The organism is Sulfitobacter sp. M05, from assembly GCF_029285175.1.
Taxonomy (GTDB): domain Bacteria; phylum Pseudomonadota; class Alphaproteobacteria; order Rhodobacterales; family Rhodobacteraceae; genus Sulfitobacter.
The window spans coordinates 1,029,155-1,043,685 of the sequence record NZ_JABEDH010000001.1 but is presented as its reverse complement, the minus strand read 5'-3'; the positions used below and the strand labels follow the sequence as shown (position 1 = coordinate 1,043,685).

13 protein-coding genes are annotated in these 14,531 nt (G+C 56.2%); 7 read left to right on the top strand and 6 right to left on the bottom strand.

Annotation, left to right across the window (positions count from 1 at the left end; all coding sequences use genetic code 11):
* Nucleotides 1-51: 51 nt before the first annotated feature.
* Together HKX44_RS05270 and HKX44_RS05265 are read left to right on the top strand one after the other, a co-directional pair.
* Entirely contained in the window at nucleotides 52-1,194 is a 1,143-nt protein-coding gene (locus HKX44_RS05270; protein WP_346348166.1) for an RsmB/NOP family class I SAM-dependent RNA methyltransferase, read from the top strand.
* Nucleotides 1,195-1,300: 106 nt separating this feature from the next.
* Nucleotides 1,301-3,607, top strand: coding sequence for an ATP-binding protein (locus tag HKX44_RS05265; RefSeq protein ID WP_276150236.1), 2,307 nt, complete (start codon nucleotides 1,301-1,303; stop codon nucleotides 3,605-3,607).
* A 1-nt stretch (nucleotide 3,608) separates the two neighbouring features.
* Here HKX44_RS05265 and HKX44_RS05260 read toward each other — a convergent pair whose 3' ends face one another.
* Nucleotides 3,609-4,202 (bottom strand): gamma-glutamyl kinase, encoded by a 594-nt coding sequence (locus HKX44_RS05260; RefSeq protein ID WP_276150235.1) that lies wholly within the window; start codon nucleotides 4,200-4,202, stop codon nucleotides 3,609-3,611.
* A 202-nt stretch (nucleotides 4,203-4,404) separates the two neighbouring features.
* On the opposite strand from HKX44_RS05260, the gene recA reads away from it, so the two are divergent.
* The 3 genes from recA (at nucleotide 4,405) to HKX44_RS05245 (ending at nucleotide 8,588) form a co-directional block, all read left to right on the top strand.
* Nucleotides 4,405-5,475, top strand: a complete 1,071-nt coding sequence (gene recA / locus HKX44_RS05255) for a recombinase RecA (protein ID WP_276150234.1) — start codon at nucleotides 4,405-4,407, stop codon at nucleotides 5,473-5,475.
* Nucleotides 5,476-5,638: 163 nt separating this feature from the next.
* Complete coding sequence (gene alaS / locus HKX44_RS05250) at nucleotides 5,639-8,296, top strand: alanine--tRNA ligase (protein WP_276150233.1); 2,658 nt, start codon at nucleotides 5,639-5,641, stop codon at nucleotides 8,294-8,296.
* Between the two features lie 4 nt (nucleotides 8,297-8,300).
* Nucleotides 8,301-8,588, top strand: coding sequence for a DUF1330 domain-containing protein (locus HKX44_RS05245; RefSeq protein ID WP_276150232.1), 288 nt, complete (start codon nucleotides 8,301-8,303; stop codon nucleotides 8,586-8,588).
* 142 nt (nucleotides 8,589-8,730) lie between these two features.
* On the opposite strand, the gene typA is transcribed toward HKX44_RS05245, so the two are convergent.
* The 3 genes from typA to HKX44_RS05230 form a co-directional block, all read right to left on the bottom strand.
* Nucleotides 8,731-10,548 (bottom strand): translational GTPase TypA, encoded by a 1,818-nt coding sequence (gene typA / locus HKX44_RS05240; RefSeq protein WP_276150231.1) that lies wholly within the window; start codon nucleotides 10,546-10,548, stop codon nucleotides 8,731-8,733.
* Between the two features lie 72 nt (nucleotides 10,549-10,620).
* Nucleotides 10,621-10,956, bottom strand: a complete 336-nt coding sequence (locus HKX44_RS05235; RefSeq protein WP_276150230.1) for a multidrug efflux SMR transporter — start codon at nucleotides 10,954-10,956, stop codon at nucleotides 10,621-10,623.
* 49 nt (nucleotides 10,957-11,005) lie between these two features.
* Complete coding sequence (locus HKX44_RS05230; RefSeq protein ID WP_276150229.1) at nucleotides 11,006-11,464, bottom strand: Lrp/AsnC family transcriptional regulator; 459 nt, start codon at nucleotides 11,462-11,464, stop codon at nucleotides 11,006-11,008.
* Nucleotides 11,465-11,581: 117 nt separating this feature from the next.
* On the opposite strand from HKX44_RS05230, the gene HKX44_RS05225 reads away from it, so the two are divergent.
* Both HKX44_RS05225 and HKX44_RS05220 read left to right on the top strand, forming a co-directional pair.
* Nucleotides 11,582-11,785 carry a DUF6356 family protein gene (locus HKX44_RS05225; protein ID WP_276150228.1) on the top strand — a complete coding sequence of 68 codons (204 nt, stop codon included), beginning with the start codon at nucleotides 11,582-11,584 and terminating at the stop codon, nucleotides 11,783-11,785.
* A gap of 6 nt (nucleotides 11,786-11,791) precedes the next feature.
* Nucleotides 11,792-12,598, top strand: a complete 807-nt coding sequence (locus HKX44_RS05220; RefSeq protein WP_276150227.1) for a class II glutamine amidotransferase — start codon at nucleotides 11,792-11,794, stop codon at nucleotides 12,596-12,598.
* Nucleotides 12,599-12,632: 34 nt separating this feature from the next.
* Here HKX44_RS05220 and HKX44_RS05215 read toward each other — a convergent pair whose 3' ends face one another.
* Nucleotides 12,633-13,847: an NADP-dependent isocitrate dehydrogenase gene (locus HKX44_RS05215; RefSeq protein WP_276150226.1), complete on the bottom strand. Its 1,215-nt coding sequence runs from the start codon at nucleotides 13,845-13,847 to the stop codon at nucleotides 12,633-12,635.
* A 95-nt stretch (nucleotides 13,848-13,942) separates the two neighbouring features.
* Nucleotides 13,943-14,530, bottom strand: coding sequence for an HD domain-containing protein (locus HKX44_RS05210; protein WP_276150810.1), 588 nt, complete (start codon nucleotides 14,528-14,530; stop codon nucleotides 13,943-13,945).
* Nucleotide 14,531 lies beyond the last annotated feature (1 nt).

Below are 14,531 nucleotides of genomic sequence, written 5' to 3'. Positions count from 1 at the left end.
CCTACATTGCTTTGTTAACCTGATAGGTGAAGTATGACGCCAGGCGCAAGGGTGGCTGCGGCCATTGAGGTTTTGCATGACATGTCTGAAGGGTTGGCGGCTGAACAGGCACTGACCCGCTGGGCCAGACGCAGCCGGTTCGCTGGTTCCAAAGACCGTGCCGCGATCCGTGATCACGTGTTTGATGTGCTAAGGTGCAAGCGCACTGCGGCGCATTTCGGCAAGGGCGAGACGCCGCGCGCTCTGTTGATCGGGATTCTGCGCCAACAGGGCGCTGACCTTGAAGCCTTGTTTTCGGGGATTGGTCATGCGCCGCAGCCTTTGAGTGCGCCCGAGCTTGAGGAGCCGACACCGCCCGAGGATACGGCAACCTTGTGGAACTTGCCCGATTGGGTGATCCCCTCGTTCCAGACATCATTGGGCGAGGCGGCAGGGCCAACCGCCTTGGCGTTGCAGGAGCGCGCACCGGTATTCTTGCGCGTAAACCTCGCAAAAACAACGCGTTCCGCGGCGATGTCGCAGCTTGCCGAGGAAGGGATTGCCACCCAGGAAAACGCGGCCTGCGCTACTGCGCTGACCGTTACCGAGGGCGCGCGAAAAATCCGAAATTCCGCGGCATATGCTGAGGGGCTGGTCGAGTTGCAGGATGCAGCAAGTCAGGCGGTTGTTTCGGCGCTGCCGTCAGGGGCAAAACTGCTGGATTACTGTGCTGGTGGTGGGGGAAAGGCGCTGGCCGCTGCGGCACAGAACGGTCGCGCGGTTTGGGCGCATGATATTGATTCACGCCGAATGGCAGATTTGACAGCCCGGGCGGAACGGGCAGGAGTGCAAGTTGGTCAACTGGACACGGAAGCGCTGCAAGGGTCGGCACCCTTTGATGTGGTCTTGTGCGACGCGCCTTGTTCAGGGTCTGGGGCGTGGCGGCGGGCGGCAGAGGGAAAGTGGACCCTCACAGCAACCCGACTAGCCGAGCTGACCGAGATTCAGGATAAGATTCTGGATGATGCGGCAGGGTTGGTGGGCGAAAATGGTACCTTGGCCTATGCCACTTGTTCGGTTCTGACCGCAGAAAACGAAGACCGGCTTGCTGCGTTCCTTGAACGCCATGCCGGTTGGCGCTGCACCTATCAACAGCGTTTTGCGGTGGGCCCGACAGGGGATGGATTTTTTGCGGCCCACTTTATCCGTGCGTGATCTTGCTTATTTTCAATCAAAACGTGTTTGCATGAACAAAGTTAAAGGCTGATTAACCCTTCCTGCGCGTAATAAGGGACGATTCGCGCATGCTAGGGGGAATTCATTGCCCGATACCCGCACTCAACGACCTGACCTTTCAATATCTCTGAAAGGGGCAGCGCGTCAGGCCAGATGGACATTGGCCCTTTGCCTGTTGCTATCGGCCTTGGCGTTGGCCGCGCCGCACCGGTTCATCGCGATCGGGATTTATGCGGCATCCGTGACGCTGCTGGTTCTGGGGGCCATGGTCTGGTTTCACTCTTGCCGGATTGCGCGCAAGAAGACGTCCGATCTGGCGGTGATCAAAGGGTTTATCCGGCAGGATGCCACTCCGACGTTTGTGGTCAATGCGGACGGACAAATTCGGTCGGCAAACCCCGCCGCGCAACAGCAGTTTGATATCCACGGCTTTAGCACCCTTGCCGGTATCCTGAAGACTTCCGTGGCCAACCCCGGCAGCATCCTGTTTCGGCTGCAAACACGCGCGGTTGCCAATGGGGCGGCGCAGGAGGATGTTTTTACCCGCGCCGGCCATCTGCGGGTGTGTGTACATTCGGTGGCCGAGGATGCTTATGTCTGGCGTATTGATCAGGTAATAGAACGCGCTGCACCAAGGGCCGCGCAGGATAGCCAGCAATTGCCAATGTTGATGGTTGGGCGCACCGATGCGGTGTTGTTCATGAACGACGCGGCACGGCGATTGATTGGCAGCCGGATCAAGGGGTTAGACCGGCTGTTCAATACCTTGCCGGTCCTGCCCGGACTGCCCACGGAGGTTGCCACCTCTGATGGGGTGAAGCGGGTCCTTGTTGCCGAGGTGCCCGCGGGTGCCGGGCGGCGGGCGTTGTATCTGTTGCCGGCCCCGGAACAGGCGGTCGAAGCAGAAGATTGGCATGCTTTTGAGGATCTTCCTGTGCCGCTGATCAAGGTTGCACCGGATGGTAAGGTGCAGTCGTTTAACCGGACAGCCGCCAAGTTGGTCGGGGTCGCGCTGGAAGATAATGTGCATCTTTCCAGTTTGATGGAAGGGTTGGGGCGGTCGATAACCGATTGGATCAACGACACCTTGGCCTATCGCAAGGTGCAAAAGTCCGAATTCCTGCGCCTCAAGCGGACTGACAAAGAGGTATTTGTTCAGGTCGTGCTAAGCCATATTGTCAATGATGGGGCGCCGTCGTTGATTGCCGTTCTGCATGACGCGACCGAGCTTAAGGCGCTTGAGGCGCAATTTGTGCAGAGCCAGAAAATGCAGGCAATAGGGCAACTTGCCGGTGGTGTGGCGCATGATTTCAACAACTTGTTGACCGCGATATCAGGGCATTGCGATTTGTTGTTGTTGCGCCGGGATCAAAGTGACCCTGACTATGGGGACCTGATCCAGATCAACCAAAATGCCAACCGCGCCGCCTCACTGGTGGGGCAGCTGCTGGCCTTTTCACGCAAACAAACTCTGCGCCTTGAAACCATCGACATGCGCGACACGCTGGCGGATCTGACACATCTTTTGAACCGTCTTGTTGGGGAAAAGGTCACGTTGACGCTGAAGCACGATCCCGTGCTGAAGCCGGTGCGGGCGGATAAGCGGCAGTTGGAACAAGTCCTTATGAACCTTGTGGTCAATGCGCGTGACTCTATGCCGGCCGGTGGCGAAATTCGCGTCACGACAGAGCTGCTTGAGCTAAAGGAGCCGCTGGAGCGGGATCGCGCTTCGGTTCCACCAGGCCAGTATGTTACGGTGCAGGTCAGTGACGATGGTGCAGGGATAGCCCCTGACAAACTACAAAAAGTGTTTGAACCGTTTTACACAACCAAACGGACGGGCGAGGGGACCGGTTTGGGGCTGTCGACGGCCTATGGCATCATCAAACAAAGCAACGGATATATATTTGTTGATTCCATGGTTGATCGTGGCACCACCTTTACCCTCTATCTGCCTGTCTATGTCACGCGCCCTGTCAAAACGAAAACTCTGGCGGCGCCGTTGGTTCAACAACCGCAGCAAAGCGAAGAGGGGGTTATCCTGCTGGTCGAGGACGAGGCACCGGTGCGGGCTTTTGCCAGCCGCGCGCTCAGGTTGCGCGGGTATACGGTGTTGGAGGCAGACTCTGCTGAAACGGCCCTCAAAACGTTGGAGGATCAGTCACTTAGCGTTGATGTCTTCGTCACGGATGTGGTTATGCCCGGAATGGATGGCCCCAGTTGGGTGCGTGAGGCATTGAAGATCCGGCCCGATGTACCTGTGGTTTTTGTGTCTGGTTACGCCGAGGACAGTTTCGGCGAAGAGCAGACCCGTATCCCCAATTCCGTTTTCCTACCCAAGCCTTTTTCACTCAGTGATCTGACTGAAACCGTCCAGAATCAGCTGCATTAACTCAGTTGATTGAGGCATAAAGGTCAAATTCCTCGGCGCATTTCTTGCGGAACCGGCCGGCGATCCCGGGGGACAGATTTAGTGCCATCTGTGGCGAGACGTTCTCTTGTTTCAGCGACAACGTGACCTTTAGCCGATCTTGCAAAAAAGCCTGAAGCTTGGGCTGGTCCTCGTAGCGGAACAAATGATCGACACCCGTGCCATTCGGTTGTGTCTTCAGGAATTGAAACTGGCTGCCGACATCCGCAAAGCCGGGTTTCTTGCCCTTCATATAGGCCAGTACAAAATCGTCAAAACTGACCCCTTCTGTGCTGTTGGGCTTTCCAGCCATAAACGGGCGCTGGCGGTATCGATACCAGCTGCCCAGCCAGGAAACCGGCTCGCGCATGACCGCCACAACTTCCAGCTTGGCATCACAGACCCGTTCGAACATTGGCCGGATAAAGCGGTTGTAGCGATAAACAGGGGCGTGTTTCAGCATCGGGGGATCGGAAATCACCATATCCGCCCGCGCGGCCAAAGCGCTTTCATAGGCGGTTGTGCCGGTTTTGGGGACCGAAAGAAACGCAAGGCGTTCCTTATAAAAAACAAGCATTTAAAGCCCTCTGTAGAAAGAAACTGCTCTTCACAAGTTTAATGTAAACCACATTTTAACCAAAGAGGAAAAAGATAGGGTGGGAAGATTTATATTGAAGTGTTCTTGTTTTAGACCCATATAGAACATTAGCAGAACATATGATGGCGCAAGGTGAATGATTGCCGATGCCACCACACTATGACAGTAAGGGAACAGGCACATGGCAACGGCAGATCTTTTGACAATGACAGATAAAAAAACGGCTGAAAAGCAAAAGGCACTTGATAGCGCGCTGGCGCAGATCGAACGGCAATTCGGCAAAGGCTCGATCATGAAACTGGGGTCCGAAGGGGCCGTGCAGGACATCAAGGCCAGCTCGACCGGCTCCTTGGGGCTGGACATTGCATTGGGCATTGGCGGTTTGCCGATGGGCCGGATCATCGAAATTTACGGCCCGGAATCCTCGGGTAAAACAACGCTGACGCTGCATTGTATTGCGGAACAGCAAAAGGCCGGTGGTGTTTGTGCTTTTGTCGATGCGGAACACGCGCTTGATCCGCAATATGCCAGAAAGCTGGGCATTGACATCGACGAATTGCTGATCTCGCAGCCGGACACCGGCGAACAGGCGTTGGAAATCACCGATACATTGGTGCGTTCCGGTGCGGTAAATATGGTTGTGGTCGACTCTGTTGCGGCGCTGACACCCAAATCCGAACTTGAGGGGGATATGGGTGACAGTTCGGTCGGGGTGCAGGCCCGTTTGATGAGTCAGGCCATGCGCAAGCTGACCGGCTCGATTGCGCGGTCAAACTGTATGGTTATTTTTATCAACCAGATCAGGATGAAAATCGGCGTTATGTTCGGTTCTCCGGAAACGACGACGGGCGGTAACGCATTGAAATTCTACTCTTCTGTCCGATTGGATATCCGCCGTATCGGCGCGTTGAAGGACCGTGACGAGGTTGTGGGCAACGCTACACGTGTCAAGATCGTCAAGAACAAGGTCGCAGCACCGTTCAAGCAGGTCGAGTTTGACATCATGTATGGCGAGGGCATCTCCAAGATGGGAGAGCTGCTGGATTTGGGGGTCAAAGCTGGCGTCGTGGATAGATCCGGCTCGTGGTTCTCTTATGGGGATGAACGTATCGGGCAGGGCCGTGAAAACGCCAAGCAGTTCCTCAAGGACAATGAAGCCATGGCCATGGACATCGAAGATAAAATCCGTGCGGCCCACGGGTTGGATTTTGACGTTTCTAATAAGGACGATGGCGATATTCTTGAGGCATGACGCCATGCGCGGAACCGGCGCGCATCATCATTTGTCCTGAAACTTGCAGGACAGGAAAAGGGGTATGCCGCTGCGGCTGCCTCTTTTCGCGTTCTGGGCTGTGGACACCCCATGCACACAGGGCTATTTCTGGCGGACCGTAGTTCCCCCCGGAAGGCAGCCCATGAAGACCTTGAACGAAATCCGCTCCACTTTCCTGTCCTATTTTGACAAGAACGGGCATGCCGTTGTGCCCTCCAGCCCGCTGGTGCCACGCAATGATCCGACATTGATGTTTACGGCGGCGGGCATGGTTCAGTTCAAGAACCTGTTTACCGGTGTGGAAACCCGTGATTACACCCGCGCCGCAACTGCGCAGAAATGTGTGCGCGCCGGTGGCAAACACAACGATCTGGACAATGTTGGTTATACCGCGCGTCATCATACGTTTTTCGAGATGCTGGGAAACTTCAGCTTCGGAGATTACTTCAAATCCGAAGCGATTCCGCTGGCGTGGGACCTGCTGACGAAAGGGTTCGGCATCGACGCCAACAAACTGCTGGTCACAGTTTATCATACTGATGACGAGGCGGTAGAAATCTGGAAGAAACACGCGGGCCTCAGTGATGACCGGATTATCCGCATCGCGACCGACGACAATTTTTGGTCTGCTGGCCCGACCGGCCCTTGCGGCCCCTGTACAGAAATTTTCTATGATCACGGGGACCACATCTGGGGTGGCCCTCCCGGTTCACCGGAAGAAGACGGCGACCGGTTTGTTGAAATCTGGAACCTCGTTTTCATGCAGTACGAACAGCTTGAGGATGGCACGCGGCGGGATTTGCCGAACCAATCGATTGATACCGGCATGGGGATCGAGCGGGTTGCGGCACTGTTGCAGGGCACCAATGACAACTACAGTACAGATTTGATGCGCAATCTGATTGAGGCGTCAGCCGATGCGTCAAGCACCGATCCCGACGGTCCGGGCAAGACCCATCACCGTGTGATTGCGGATCACCTGCGCTCGACGTCGTTTCTGATTGCCGATGGTGTGATGCCGTCAAACGACGGGCGCGGGTATGTTCTGCGCCGGATCATGCGCCGCGCGATGCGCCATGCGCATTTGCTGGGGGTTCAGGACCCGTTGATGCACAAGCTGGTGCCGTCGCTGGTGAGCCAAATGGGTGCGGCATATCCTGAATTGGGGCAGGCGCAATCCCTGATCACTGAAACGCTGCATCAGGAAGAAACCCGGTTTAAACAGACACTTGAGCGCGGTTTGCGTTTGCTTGAAGATGAGGTTTCGGGGCTGCCCGAGGGGGCAAACCTGCCCGGACAAGCGGCGTTCAAGCTCTATGATACATTTGGTTTTCCGCTTGATCTGACACAGGATGCCCTGCGCGAAAAAGGCCTGGCCGTGGATACGGACGGTTTTGATGCGGCGATGGCCGAGCAAAAGGCCAAAGCGCGCGCAGCATGGTCCGGTTCGGGTGAAGCGGCAGATGCGGCGGTTTGGTTTGATGTGGCGGATAAACACGGTGTCACTGATTTCCTTGGTTACGATACGGAAACCGCCGAGGGGCAGATTGTTGGGGTTGTCAAAGAGGGCGGTTTGGCAGACAGCGCCAAACAGGGCGATAGCGTCCAGGTCGCGCTGAACCAAACCCCATTTTACGCTGAATCCGGTGGTCAGGTTGGCGACACGGGCAGCATCCGCACCGACAGCGGTGTGATCACTGTCACGGATACCCGCAAAGCGGCGGATGTTTTTATTCATTTCGGCACGGTTTCTGAAGGATCTGTTAAACAGGGGCAGGCGGCGGTTTTGACTGTGGATCATGCCCGCCGCACGACCATTCGCGCCAACCACTCGGCCACCCATCTTTTGCATGAAGCACTGCGCGGGGCACTTGGCGATCATGTTGCACAGCGCGGCTCGCTTAATGCGGCAGACCGGTTGCGGTTTGATTTCAGTCATAACAAGGCGTTAAGCGCTGAGGAGCTGCGCAAGGTTGAACGTGAGGTGAACGACTACGTCCGGCAGAATACAGCAGTAGAGACCCGGATTATGACACCGGATGATGCGCGGGCCTTGGGCGCGCAGGCGCTGTTTGGCGAAAAATATGGCGACGAGGTGCGCGTGGTATCCATGGGCCGCGAGGATGGTTCGGGCAAAGGTACCGATAAAAATACCTATTCACTTGAGCTTTGCGGCGGCACCCATGTGCGCCAAACCGGCGATATTGGGGCTTTTGTTCTGCTTGGCGACAGTGCCAGCAGTGCCGGTGTGCGCCGGATCGAGGCATTGACCGGTGCCGAGGCGCTGGATTGGCTGCGCGAACAGCAGGCGGCCTTGGCTGGCATTGCCGAAGGATTGAAAACCTCAGCCGCGGATGTACCAGAGCGGGTGAAGTCCCTAATGGAAGAGCGCAAATCCCTGAGCAACGAGGTGGCCCAACTGCGCCGCGAATTGGCGATGTCCGGTGGTGGGGCGTCGGCACCCGAAGCGGTCGAGGTTGCCGGTGTGAAATTCATAGCCCAGGTTCTCCAAGGGGTTACCGGCAAGGATTTGCCGGCACTGGTCGATGAATTCAAGGCGAGCCTTGGATCTGGCGCTGTGTTGTTGATTGCGGATACCGGTGGCAAGGCGGCTGTTGCGGCTGGTGTAACCGCAGATTTGACCGATAAGGTTTCAGCGGTTGATCTGCTGAAAGCTGCGGTTGTTGAACTGGGTGGCAAGGGCGGCGGTGGTCGGCCCGATATGGCGCAGGGCGGCGGTGCCAGCGCTGAAAACGCGGATGCTGCCATCGCGGCAGCAACTGCCATTTTGAAAGGATAAGACCATGGGCGCACTTTGGATTGCACATGTTACGGTGACGGACGAGGAGGCATATAAGAAATACGCTGCCGGCGCGACCGTGGCGATTGCTGAACATGGTGGGGAATTTATTGCGCGCGGCGGACGTTTTGTTCAGCTGGAAGGCAAAGAGCGCCCCCGCAATGTAGTGGCCCGCTTCCCTGATGTTGAAACCGCAGAAAAGTGTTATCATTCAGATGCCTACCAATCGGCATTAAAGCACGCTATCGGTGCTTCGGAACGTGAATTAATGATCGTCGAGACCACAGAATAGCAAAAAGCCCCGGAGATGATCCGGGGCTTTTTGTCTCTGGTGCCTTATTCAATCGAAGTCGAAACCGGCATGTACCACCGGTTCCCGCTCTTTTTGGCCCTAAATACTGCGGGGTCCGGGGCAGCGCCCCGAAATTCCGAACTTAGGCTGATTTCGCCATCCGTTTACGCTCGTGCGGGTCAAGATAGCGCTTGCGCAGACGCACAGCATTTGGCGTTACTTCAACCAGTTCATCATCGTCAATATAGGCAATCGCCTCTTCCAATGACAGGATCTTTGGCGTGGTCAAACGGACCGCTTCGTCGGTGCCCGAGGCCCGAACATTGGTCAGCTTCTTACCCTTCAGCGGGTTCACTTCCAGATCGTTTTCGCGGCTGTGTTCACCGATGATCATGCCAGTATAGACATCCGCCTGCGCGCCAATCATCATCTTGCCGCGTTCTTCGAGGTTCCACAGGGCAAAGGCAACCGAGGTGCCGTTTTCCATCGAGATCAAAACGCCAGCGCGACGGCCGGGGATGGTCCCTTTATGCGGTGCCCATGAATGGAACACGCGGTTGATCACACCTGTGCCGCGCGTGTCGGTCAGGAATTCACCGTGATAGCCGATCAATCCGCGGGAAGGCACATGGGCGATGATGCGGGTCTTGCCTGCACCGGCGGGCTTCATCTCGACCAATTCACCTTTGCGCACGCCGGTGATTTTTTCGATCACCGCGCCGGAATATTCGTCATCCACGTCAATGGTGGCTTCTTCGATCGGCTCGTGACGCACTCCGTCGATGTCCTGAAACAGAACCTGCGGGCGTGAGATCGACAGTTCGAATCCTTCGCGGCGCATGTTCTCGATCAAAACACCCATCTGGAGTTCGCCGCGACCGGCAACTTCAAAGGCGTCACCGCCCGGGGTGTCGCTGATTTTGATCGCAACGTTGGATTCGGCTTCTTTGTGCAGACGTTCCCGAATGACACGGGACTGAACTTTTTTACCGTCACGACCGGCAAGCGGGGAATCATTGATGCCAAAGGTTACGGTGATGGTGGGCGGATCAATCGGTTGGGCAGGAATCGCCTCGGACACGGATTGATCGGCCAGCGTATCCGCAACGGTCGCCTTGGTCATGCCTGCGATGGACACAATGTCACCGGCCTCGGCCATGTCGATGGCTGTCTGCTCCAACCCGCGGAACGCGAGGATTTTGGTGCAGCGGAAGTTTTCAATCAGCGTGCCGTCGCGCGACATTGCCTTGATCGTTTGACCGGCTTTCAAGGTGCCGGTTTCAACGCGTCCAGTCAGCAGGCGACCAAGAAACGGATCGCCGCCCAAAGTGGTGGCAAGCATGGTGAAAGGCTTGTCCGCTTCGGCAATCTGCGCCGGGGCGGGGACGTGATCCAGAATCAACTGGAACAATTCGTCCAAACCATCGCGTTTGCCGTCCAGCGTGTGATCGGCCCAGCCGGCACGGCCAGAGGCATACATTGTAGGGAAATCAAGTTGTTCGTCCGTGGCATCCAGGCTGGCAAACAGATCGAAACATTCATCCAATGCGCGGTCTGGTTCGCCGTCAGGTTTGTCGACCTTGTTGATCACAACAATTGGCTTCAACCCCAACTTCAGCGCTTTTGAAGTCACGAATTTAGTCTGTGGCATTGGACCTTCAGCAGCGTCCACCAGCAGGACAACACCATCGACCATCGACAGGATGCGTTCGACCTCGCCGCCGAAATCGGCGTGGCCGGGCGTGTCCACGATGTTGATACGTGTGCCTTTCCACTCGACGGAGGTCGGTTTGGCAAAAATAGTGATGCCGCGTTCGCGCTCCAGATCGTTGCTGTCCATGGCGCGTTCGGTGGTCGCCTGGTTTTCACGATAGGTGCCAGATTGTTTCAACAGTTCGTCCACCAGCGTTGTTTTGCCGTGGTCGACGTGTGCGATAATTGCGATGTTGCGCAGGTCCATGGGTTCAGCCTTGTTCAGGGAGTTGGGCGGGCCATACCGTGCAGGCGCAGCAAAGGCCAGATAAAAAGAGAGTTAATGCGTATTGGTGGCAGAAAAGAGATGGATAATCAGGATTCCGCCGATGATCATCGCCAGACCCAGCATCGCCGGCAGATCCAGCTTTTGCCCAAACAGCACAAATCCGATGCCCGCAATCAGCACAATCCCCAGACCGGACCATATCGCATAGACAATCCCGACGGGCATCGCGCGCAGCGCAAATGACATGCAGTAAAACGACAGCCCATAGAAAACCACAACTGCAAGGGCCGGCCAGAAACGGGTAAATTGCTGAGATGCCTGCAAGGCAGTGGTGCCCAGCGTCTCGGTCAGGATGGCAAAAAACAACCAGATGTAATGAGCGGGCATGTTGCGTCCTTTCAAATTCGGTTTCGATAGTGGGGTAATCCGGCTGGGATCAAAGGGGCAGGGCAGTGGTTTCCTTGATCTCTTCCATCACAAAACTGGCAGAGACGTCAGAGAGGGGCACCCTGGCAATCAGTCGTTGATACAATCGGTCATAGCCGGCCATATCCGTCACCTGCGCACGGATCAAGTAATCCAGATCGCCCGACATGCGGTAGACACCGAGAATTTCAGGCATGCTTTTGGTGGCGGTGGAAAAGGTCTGTAGCCATTCGGCGGTATGCGCGCTGGTGCGCAATTGGATGAACACCGTCAGGCAAAGGCCAAGAGACGCCGCATCAAGCAGTGTCACACGCCCCTTGATCACGCCGGCTTTCTCCAAGGTGCCGATCCGCCGCCAGCAGGCATTGCGCGACAGGCCAACGGTTTCACCGATCGTATCAAGCGACTGCCCCGCGTCGCGTTGCAACTCGACGAGGATTCGGCGGTCTATTGCGTCAATTTCTTTCATTGGGGTAATTTGGTGGGATTTTTTCCCGTAATCAAGCCGGAAAGTGTGATCTTTGGGATAAATTCACACCCAAAATTTAACATATTGATCGGCAAGAGTAAAAAACGGAGAGCCCCAATGATTGCCCGGATATTCCTGGATCACCCCGCCAAAGTTGATGAGACCTTCCTTGAGCATATGGCCTTTGCTTTGAAGTTTTCGGGCCTCTTGTTTCTGGCTGCCGGGGCCGCGCTGGTACATGCTTTTGTCCCGTGTCTGTGCGAGAAAACCGCAAGCGGGATCATCAAGACGTTGTATGAACGCACGCACAACCGAGGTTGATCGGGCATGTGCAGATGGGCGGCGTGGCAAGGTGCGCCAATATTCGCCAGCGAGATTTTGACTGCGCCGGATCATTCACTGATCCAGCAGTCGCGCGATGCCAGCGAGTGTAAGACTGCAATCAATGCCGATGGCTTTGGTTTGGCGTGGTATGACAAACGCCCGACGCCGGGCTTGTACCGTGATGTGCATCCGGCGTGGTCGGATCCGAACCTGAAATCACTCGCCGAACAGGTGCAGGCACGTTTGTTCATGGCGCATGTGCGGGCCTCGACCGGCACGGCGACCAGCCGCAACAACTGCCATCCGTTTGTGCAGGGCAACTGGACCTTTATGCACAACGGTCAGGTGGGCGGGTTCGATCAGCTGCGCAAGGCGGCCGATATGCTGATTCCGGATGACCTTTATCCGCATCGCAAAGGGGCGACGGACAGCGAAGCGTTGTTTCTGGTGGCTTGTGGCATCGGGTTGGAGCGCTGTGCGAAATCCGCGCTTGAGCATTCGGTGGCTGTTTTCGAAGACATGGCGCGCGGTGTGGGCTGTATCCCGCATATGCGTGTGGCGGCTGCTTTGTCGGATGGCGAAACACTCTATGCAGTGCGCTATGCCTCGGATGATCGTGCCCCGTCGCTGTATTACCAGTGGAATGCGGAATGGGGCGGCTGGTCTGTGGTGTCGGAACCCTATGAGACCGCCTGTGGTGGCTGGAAAGAGGTGCCCAAAGGCAGCTTTTGCCGTTTCACCCCGACAGAGGTCGAGATCACGGCATTTGTTCCAAAGGTGCAGGCGGCCCCGGCCAAGCTGGCCGGTTAACGAAAAGGGCCGCATCGCTGCGGCCCTGTGGTGCTTAGCCGGCGAGGGCCTTGTTCAGGTTCTCATCAACCTTCTCAAGGAAGCCCATGGTGGTCAGCCAGCCCTGATCCGGACCAACCAACAGCGCGAGGTCTTTGGTCATATGGCCGCTTTCCACGGTGCCGATAACAACTTTTTCCAATGTTTCGGCAAAGTTGGTCAGGGCCTCGTTCTCGTCCAGCTTGCCGCGGTGTTTCAGGGCACCGGTCCAAGCATAAATTGAGGCGATGGAGTTGGTCGAGGTTTCCTCGCCTTTCTGGTGCTGGCGGTAATGGCGCGTCACTGTACCATGGGCGGCCTCGGCCTCCACGGTTTTGCCGTCCGGCGTCATCAGGACCGACGTCATCAGCCCAAGCGAGCCAAAGCCCTGCGCCACAGTGTCAGACTGCACGTCGCCATCATAGTTTTTGCAGGCCCAGACATAGCCGCCGTTCCATTTCATTGCACAGGCAACCATGTCGTCAATCAGGCGGTGCTGATAGGTGATGCCGGCTTCTTTGAACTGGTCTTCAAATTCAGTCTCATAGATGTGCTGGAACAGTTCGAGGAAGCGCCCGTCATATTGTTTTAGGATGGTGTTTTTGGTCGACAGATAGACCGGCCAGCCTTTGGTCAGCCCATAGTTCAAAGAGGCGCGGGCAAAGTCGATGATGGATTTGTCGAGGTTGTACATCGCCATGACAACACCGCTGTCCGGGGCGTCAAAGACTTCCTGTTCGATCTCGGTGCCATCCTCGCCGACAAATTTGATTGTCAGCTTGCCTTTGCCGGGGAATTTGAAATCGGTGGCGCGGTATTGGTCGCCGAAAGCGTGGCGGCCCACGACGATGGGTTTGGTCCAGCCCGGCACAAGGCGCGGCACGTTCTTACAGATAATCGGTTCGCGGAAAATCACCCCGCCAAGGATGTTGCGGATGGTGCCGTTGGGCGAGCGCCACATCTTCTTGAGGCCAAACTCCTCGACCCGGGCTTCGTCCGGTGTGATGGTCGCACATTTAACGCCGACGCCGTATTTCTTGATCGCCTCGGCACTATCAATGGTGATCTGGTCATCCGTGTCATCGCGTGCCTGAATGCCCAGATCATAATATTTCAGATCAATGTCGAGATAGGGCAGGATCAGTTTTTTCTTGATGAAATCCCACATGATGCGGGTCATCTCATCGCCGTCGAGTTCGACAACGGGGTTCTCTACCTTGATCTTGGTCATGCGGGTTTCCTTTGACTACAGGCTGGGGCTATGCACGCCATGTAGCTTAAATCAGGTTAAAGGGGAAGTCTGTATGCAATGGTATGCAGGGTGGGTTACTTGGCGGTTTGCGCAGCAAAGAAGGCTGCAATCCGTGTCTTGGCATAGTCCCAAAGAAAAGGAGCGCCGATGGTGATCTTGCTGCCGACGCGGTCGTGAATCTGTTGTTCTGTCACGTTAAAATCGATCCAGCTGCCGCCACCGGATTGCAGATTTTGCATCGGCGGCTGGAAACGGTCCAGTGACTTGGCAAACTGCGCTGACGGGGTCTGCGCCGCTTCGAATTCGTCCCAGATTGCACGGAAGGTGAGACGTAGGTCGTCCGGCAGCAGGCCAAAGATACGATCGGCAGCAACCTGTTCCTGCGCCTCAATCGCAGCGTGGTCCAGATCGCCGAAAATGGGGTTATCACCGGCATCAATTTCGACCAGATCATGCAGGATCAACATTTTGATCACCAGCGTGATGTCCACATCCGGCCCCGCCTGATCGGCCAGGACCATAGCGTAGAGTGTCAGGTGCCAAGAGTGTTCAGCCGAGTTTTCATAGCGCGAATTGTCGCAAAGCTCAGTTGCGCGGATGGTGTTCTTAAGCTTGTCTGCTTCGTTCAAAAACGCGATCTGTTGATCCAACCGCGTTTCCATT

Excerpts from the sequence above, each read along its gene's own strand:
- HKX44_RS05260 (WP_276150235.1), bottom strand. The coding sequence starts at position 4,202 with ATGCTTGTTTTTTATAAGGAACGCCTTGCGTTTCTTTCGGTCCCCAAA.
- recA (WP_276150234.1), top strand. The coding sequence starts at position 4,405 with ATGGCAACGGCAGATCTTTTGACAATGACAGATAAAAAAACGGCTGAA.
- alaS (WP_276150233.1), top strand. The coding sequence starts at position 5,639 with ATGAAGACCTTGAACGAAATCCGCTCCACTTTCCTGTCCTATTTTGAC.
- HKX44_RS05245 (WP_276150232.1), top strand. The coding sequence starts at position 8,301 with ATGGGCGCACTTTGGATTGCACATGTTACGGTGACGGACGAGGAGGCA.
- typA (WP_276150231.1), bottom strand. The coding sequence starts at position 10,548 with ATGGACCTGCGCAACATCGCAATTATCGCACACGTCGACCACGGCAAA.
- HKX44_RS05235 (WP_276150230.1), bottom strand. The coding sequence starts at position 10,956 with ATGCCCGCTCATTACATCTGGTTGTTTTTTGCCATCCTGACCGAGACG.
- HKX44_RS05230 (WP_276150229.1), bottom strand. The coding sequence starts at position 11,464 with ATGAAAGAAATTGACGCAATAGACCGCCGAATCCTCGTCGAGTTGCAA.
- HKX44_RS05225 (WP_276150228.1), top strand. The coding sequence starts at position 11,582 with ATGATTGCCCGGATATTCCTGGATCACCCCGCCAAAGTTGATGAGACC.
- HKX44_RS05220 (WP_276150227.1), top strand. The coding sequence starts at position 11,792 with ATGTGCAGATGGGCGGCGTGGCAAGGTGCGCCAATATTCGCCAGCGAG.
- HKX44_RS05215 (WP_276150226.1), bottom strand. The coding sequence starts at position 13,847 with ATGACCAAGATCAAGGTAGAGAACCCCGTTGTCGAACTCGACGGCGAT.
- HKX44_RS05210 (WP_276150810.1), bottom strand. The coding sequence starts at position 14,530 with ATGGAAACGCGGTTGGATCAACAGATCGCGTTTTTGAACGAAGCAGAC.